Annotated in this window: 6 protein-coding genes and 1 pseudogene; 3 read left to right on the top strand and 4 right to left on the bottom strand. The window is 73.9% G+C overall.

Annotation, left to right across the window (positions count from 1 at the left end; translation table 11 throughout):
- Positions 1-581 (top strand): annotated as a pseudogene (locus H5J30_RS15735) (FAD-dependent oxidoreductase); the annotation flags it as partial.
- A gap of 10 nt (positions 582-591) precedes the next feature.
- On the opposite strand, the gene H5J30_RS15730 reads toward H5J30_RS15735, so the two are convergent.
- The 3 genes from H5J30_RS15730 to H5J30_RS15720 form a co-directional block, all read right to left on the bottom strand.
- Positions 592-2409: a serine hydrolase domain-containing protein gene (locus H5J30_RS15730; RefSeq protein WP_181788060.1), complete on the bottom strand. Its 1818-nt coding sequence runs from the start codon at positions 2407-2409 to the stop codon at positions 592-594.
- A 125-nt stretch (positions 2410-2534) separates the two neighbouring features.
- Positions 2535-2903, bottom strand: coding sequence for a VOC family protein (locus H5J30_RS15725; RefSeq protein WP_181788059.1), 369 nt, complete (start codon positions 2901-2903; stop codon positions 2535-2537).
- Between the two features lie 39 nt (positions 2904-2942).
- Positions 2943-3605 (bottom strand): phosphotransferase, encoded by a 663-nt coding sequence (locus H5J30_RS15720; RefSeq protein ID WP_181788058.1) that lies wholly within the window; start codon positions 3603-3605, stop codon positions 2943-2945.
- 82 nt (positions 3606-3687) lie between these two features.
- Between H5J30_RS15720 and H5J30_RS15715 the strand changes: the two genes are divergently transcribed.
- Both H5J30_RS15715 and H5J30_RS15710 read left to right on the top strand, forming a co-directional pair.
- The gene (locus H5J30_RS15715; protein ID WP_181788057.1) at positions 3688-4530 is read left to right on the top strand and encodes an endonuclease/exonuclease/phosphatase family protein; all 843 of its coding nucleotides are present in this window, start codon (positions 3688-3690) and stop codon (positions 4528-4530) included.
- Between the two features lie 129 nt (positions 4531-4659).
- Positions 4660-4899 carry a DUF397 domain-containing protein gene (locus H5J30_RS15710; protein ID WP_026276252.1) on the top strand — a complete coding sequence of 80 codons (240 nt, stop codon included), beginning with the start codon at positions 4660-4662 and terminating at the stop codon, positions 4897-4899.
- Positions 4900-4903: 4 nt separating this feature from the next.
- Here the strand turns inward: H5J30_RS15710 and H5J30_RS15705 are convergent, their stop codons facing one another.
- Entirely contained in the window at positions 4904-5629 is a 726-nt protein-coding gene (locus tag H5J30_RS15705) for a leucine-rich repeat domain-containing protein (protein ID WP_220188955.1), read from the bottom strand.
- Positions 5630-5634: the final 5 nt, after the last annotated feature.

The raw sequence follows: 5634 nt of genomic DNA, 5'->3' as shown, positions 1-5634 counted from the left end.
GCGACGAGAGCACCGATCCGCGGCGGGCCTTCGCCGGCACGTTCCACATCGCCGAGGGCTACGCCGACCTGGAGACCGCCTACCGCGAGGCCGCCGCGGGCACGCTGCCGCAGGCGCCGCCGTCCGAGATCTACTGCCACTCGCTGACCGACCCGTCGATCCTCGCCGACGACCTGGTGCGCGACGGCTACCAGACCCTCACCCTCTTCGGCCTGCACACCCCGGCGCGCCTGTTCGCCGACGACAACGACGGCACCCGGGAAGCGCTGCTGCGCGCCACGGTCGCCCGACTCGACGCCCACCTCGCGGAACCGCTCGCCGACTGCCTGGCCACCGACGCCGAGGGCCGCCCCTGCATCGAGGCGAAGTCCCCGCTCGACCTGGAGCGCGACCTGCGGCTCCCGGGCGGCAACATCTTCCACCGCGAGCTGGCGTTCCCGTACGCGGCGCCGGAGACGGGCCGCTGGGGCGTGGAGACGCGGCACCCGAACGTGCTGCTGTGCGGGGCCGGTGCGGTGCGGGGCGGGGGAGTGAGCGGGATCCCGGGGCACAACGCGGCGATGGCGGCGCTGGGCCGGTAACGACCGGCGCTCAGTCCGCCGACGCCGTCCAGCCGTCCAGCTCCACGCGCTCGGCGTCCCCCCGGCGCCCGTCGTCGAAGAGCACCCGGTGCCCGTCCGTCACCCGTACGTCGTCCACATACACCCCGCGCCCCACGTACTGCCGGTCCGTCGCGTACCGCCACCGCAGCCGCAGCGGCCGCCCGCGCCACGCGCCGAGCCCCGCCGACGCCCGGTGCCACACCCGCTCGGACCACCCGTCCGCCGTACCGTCCGCGTGCTCCCGCACGTCCCCGTCCCTGCCGCCGCCCCCGCCGCGCCGCCGGCGGCTCGTGAACGGCACCGGCTCCCACGTCCCGCCGCCGTCCGCCGACGCCTCCAGGTGCACCTTGTCCCACTGCGGCTCGGTGTCCCACCACAGCGCGAACTCCAGCTCCGCCCCCGGGTCCCGCACCGTCACCTCGGGCAGGGTGAGCGTCGACGTCTTCTGGTTCGCCATCCCGCCGAACCACGCCGCGCGCCCGTCCTGGGGCCGCACCGCCACCGCACGCGCCAGGTTCGTCCCCGCCGCCACCCGCGGCGCGCTGCCCGTACGCCAGTTGCGCACGGGATGCACGGAGTTGCCGAGCAGGACGAGGAACGTGTCGGTCGTCGGGTCGATGACGAGCGCCGTGCCGGTGAAGCCCGTGTGCCCGGCGGAGCCCGGTGTGGCCATGGCGCCCATGAACCAGTGCTGGTACAGCTCGAAGCCGAGGCCGTGCTCGTCACCGGGGAAGTCGGTGTTGAAGTCGGTGAACATCAGCTCCACCGACTCCCGCCGGAGGATCCGCGTCCGCCCGTACGCCCCGCCGTTCAGGAGGGTGCGGCAGAGGATCGCCAGGTCCCAGGCCGTGGAGAACAGCCCGGCGTGTCCGGCGACGCCGCCGAAGGAGTACGCGTTCTCGTCGTGCACCTCGCCCCGCACCATCCCGCGGTCCAGCCCCGACCACGGCTTGCGCGCGTCCTCGGTCGCGGCGACGCGGGGCAGCCACGAGGGCGGCGGGTTGTAGCGCGTGTGCGTCAGGCCGAGGGGTTCGGTGATCTCGTCGGCGAGGAGGTGGTCGAGCTTCTTCCCGGTGGTCTTCTCCAGGACGAGCTGGAGGCTGATCAGGTTGAGGTCGGAGTAGAGGTACGTGGTCCCGGGCGGGTTGACCGGCGCCTCCCGCCACAGCCGGGCGAGCTTGGCGTCCCAGGTCGGCTCTGCGTACAGGGGGATCCAGGAGGTGAAGCCGGAGGTGTGCGTCAGCAGTTGGAGGACGGTGATGTCCTGCTTGCCCGCGGCGCCGAACTCCGGCAGGTAGGAGGCCACGGTGGCGTCGAGGGCGAGAGCGCCGCGCTCGATCTGCTGGACCGCCAGGAGGGAGGTGAAGAGCTTGGAGACCGAGGCGAGGTCGAAGACGGTGTCCATCGACATGTCGACCTGCTCGTCCTGCGGCAGCTCGATCCCCGTGTCCGTCGCCTCGTCGTACGCCTCGTAGCGCACGGCCTTCCCGATCGCCCGCTCCAGCGCGACCGTCCGCCCCCGCCCGGCGAGGATGACGGCGCCCGCGTACCACGGGTACTTCGGCGACGGGCCGAGGAACGTCTCGGCGTCGGCGGCCAACTGCCGCAGATGCGGCTCCAGCAGCCCGGCCCGTGCGGCGCTGCCGCGCCGCAGCACGGGCGCGCCGGACGATGCCTCTGCGGCGTGGGCGGGAAGCCCGGTGGCACCGGGGACCACGAAGAGCGCACCTCCAGTAGCGAGTACGCCGGCGGCGAAGCGCCGCCGGCCCAACTCGTCCCATCCTCTGCCAGACGGTGCGTCCGTCATGATCCCGACCCCTCCTGAAAGAATCTTCCGAGTGCCGCGCGAACGGTGAAACTTTCTTCCAGGGCGTTCGTGCTGTCAAGACCACCGGGCAGCGGCTGTGGACAAGTGCCAGAAGAGGCCGCCGCTCACTCGGGCACCAGACAGAACGGGTGGCCGGCGGGGTCCTCGTACACGCCCCAATCGCCCTCGTCCCGCAGGACCTTCGCGCCGTTGGCGAGCGCGTCGCGCTCGGCCGCCGCCATGTCGTCCACGGCGATGTCGAGGTGGAGCTGCTGCGGGTGGGCCGGGTCGGGCCAGTGCGGCGGCCGGTGGCCGGGGGAGCGCTGGAAGCCCAGCACCCCGCCGTCCGGCAGGTGCAGCGTGGACCAGTCGTCGTCGAGGGACCAGCGGGGGTCGGCGCGGTCGACTTCGCCGCCGAGGAGGACCTGGTAGAACGCGGCGAGTTCCCGGGGCCGCGGGCAGTCGAGCACGATGCACTGCAAGCTGCGCGTCATCCTGCGACCCTATGCCGCCCCGCCCCTCGGCCCCGGCCGCTACGCACCCGCGCCGCCGCCCAGTGCGCGCCGCAGCCGCCGCGCCTCGCCCGGCGTGAGGTTGGGGTCGGCCAGCCGGGCGGGGAGCGCGTGGGCGTAGCCGGGGACGGGGTCCGTGCGTGTCGTGCGGAGCAGGGCGCGCAGCAGGACCCGTAGGCCGAGGGCCTCCGACGGGCGGAGTTCGGCGCCGCGCAGTATGCACACCGCCATCGCCACGTCGCTCGCCGGGTCGCCCGCGGCCGCGTTGCACCAGTCGATGAGGTACGGGCCGCGCGCGGTGAGGACCACGTTCTCCGGGTGCAGATCGAGGTGGAGCACCCGGTCCCCGCTCCCGGAGGCGGGGGAGGCCGGCAGGAACTCCGGGGCGGGCACGGCGTGCAGCCTGTCGTGGAGCAGGCCGAGCGTCCGCCCGTACGCCGCCGCACGCCACGGGCGGCGGCGCAGCGCGGCCCGCATGGTGGGGCCTTCGAGGCGTTCGAGTACCTGGTCGGTGCCGTCCGCGCCGTACACGTGCGGCACGGGGAAGCCCTGCCCGGCGAGGTAGGTCATCAGCCGGGCCTCCGCCTCCGCGCCCGCCGGGCCCCCGGGCCGGTAGCGGCGCAGGACCCGGCCGTCGCCCAGGGCGTACACGTCCGCGTCTCGTCCCCGCCCGATCAGCTCCATCCCCGCGACTCTCGCACATCATTCCGGGCCCGTAGAGATAGCCTCTGATCGGAAAGTCGGCCCGTGGTAGGGATACGAACGCATGATCCGCGTCATGACCTGGAATCTCTGGTGGCGCTTCGGGCCGTGGCAGGAGCGGACCAAGGCCATCCTGCGCACCCTGCGCGAGGAGCGCCCCGACGTCGTCGGGCTGCAGGAGGTCTGGGGCCAGGGCGCCGACAACCTCGCCGGGTGGCTCGCCAACGAGCTGGGCATGGACTGGGCCTGGGCGCCCTCGCCGGAGCCGGGGCGCTGGCAGCGCCGTATCGGGGATCCCACGGTCGACGTCGGCAACGCCGTGCTGAGCCGCTGGCCGATCGCCGAGCAGGCGAGCGCCGTGCTGCCCGCGGGCGAGGAGGAACCCGACGGCCAGCAGGCGCTGTACGCGCGCGTGGCCGCTCCCGGCGGCGTGACGGTGCCGTTCTTCACCACCCACCTGATCTCCTATCCGCACGCCTCCGCGACCCGCTCCGCGCAGGTCACCGCGCTGGCCCGGTTCGTCCACGAGCGGCGCGGCGGCGGCGACTTCCCGCCCGTGGTCACCGGCGACTTCAACGCCGAGCCCGACTCCGACGAGATGCGGCTGCTCGGCGGCACGAAGACCGCGCCCCCCGTACGCGGACAGGTCTTCCTCGACGCCTGGCGCTACGCCCACCCCACCGCGGTCGGCGCGACGTGGGACCTGGCCAACCCGTACGCCGCGCGGACCCTGGAGTGGCACTCCCGCATCGACTACGTGCTGGTAGGTCCCCCCGGCCCCGAAGGGGAGGGGCACGTACGGGCGGTGCGCCGGGCGGGCAACGCGCCGGTCGACGGGGTGTGGGCGTCGGACCACTGCGCGGTCGTCGCGGACCTGGCCACCGAGGCCGGCGAAACGGCCGGCTGAACCACCCCGCCGAACCGCCCCGCTCCGGCGCCCCTATCACCTTTCCCGGTCCCTCTATCGTGGCCTGTTCCCTCGCCCGCCGTCGTGGATACCCTGGCTGCGGACGACGCTCACCGGGAGGAGCAGGACGTGGCCGAAAGCACCACTCAGCAGCCGGCGGCGGGCAGCGGGAAACCGCAGCTCGATCTGACAGGCGCCACGTGGCAGTCGAGCAGCCAGGGGGTGGGAGACGTCGAGATCGCGTTCGTGGAGGGGTACATCGCCATGCGCGACGGGCGCAACCCGGAAGGGCCCGCGCTGATCTTCACCCCGGGGGAGTGGCGCGCCTTCGTCCTCGGCGCCCGCGACGGCGAGTTCGACCTGACCTGACCTGCTACGCCAGCACGACGCAGCCCCGCTCGCGCAAGGCGGCGAGCGGGGCTTCGGTGCCATCGACGCCGGTCCAGCGCAGATCCAGCTTTTCGAGCGCGGGCAGCTGCGCCAGCCACGGGGGTACGTCGCGGATCGCGTTGGCCCGCAGATCCAGTCGGCGCAGCAGCGGGAGCCCGGCCAGCGCGGCGGGCACGGCCGTCAGCGCGTTCTCGCGCAACTCCAGCTCACGCAGCCCGTGCAGCTCCGCCGTGGAGTCGGGCAGCGCCGTGAGCGCGTTGCCGCGCAGCCACAGCTCGCGCAGCGACGACAACCGCCCCAGCGACTCCGGCAGTCCGGTCAGCCCGCAGTGCTGCGCGCGCAACTCCCGCAGGCCCGCCATGGCGCCCAGTTCCCCGGGCAGGGCTTCGAGGGGGTTCTCGCCGACGTTGAGGTAGCCCAGCGCGCGCAGCCGGCCGAGCGCGGCGGGAAGCCGGGTCAGCCGGTTGTCGTGCAGGTACAGGCAGCGGGTCAGGGCGGGCAGGGACCCGAGGGCCTCGGGCACCGCGGTGAGTGCGTTGTGGCCGAGGTCGAGGGTGTGCAGCCGGGTCAGGGCGGCGATGTCGTCCGGGATGTGCGTCAGCTCGTTGTCGGACAGGACGAGTACTTCGGCGTCCGTCTCCCGCCACACCCCCGGCGGTACGGCCGTGAGGCCGGACCGCCGGAGGTGTACGGCTCGGGTCACGGCCAGGGGCC

Source organism: Streptomyces phytophilus (assembly GCF_013870535.1).
Classification (GTDB): Bacteria; Actinomycetota; Actinomycetes; order Streptomycetales; family Streptomycetaceae; genus Streptomyces; species Streptomyces phytophilus.
Note: the sequence above shows the minus strand (reverse complement) of the source record. Positions and strands in the feature narration are given on the sequence as shown.

Coding starts and splice junctions, on each gene's coding strand:
- H5J30_RS15725 (WP_181788059.1), bottom strand. CDS start 2,903: ATGACGCGCAGCTTGCAGTGCATCGTGCTCGACTGCCCGCGGCCCCGG.
- H5J30_RS15730 (WP_181788060.1), bottom strand. CDS start 2,409: ATGACGGACGCACCGTCTGGCAGAGGATGGGACGAGTTGGGCCGGCGG.
- H5J30_RS15715 (WP_181788057.1), top strand. CDS start 3,688: ATGATCCGCGTCATGACCTGGAATCTCTGGTGGCGCTTCGGGCCGTGG.
- H5J30_RS15720 (WP_181788058.1), bottom strand. CDS start 3,605: ATGGAGCTGATCGGGCGGGGACGAGACGCGGACGTGTACGCCCTGGGC.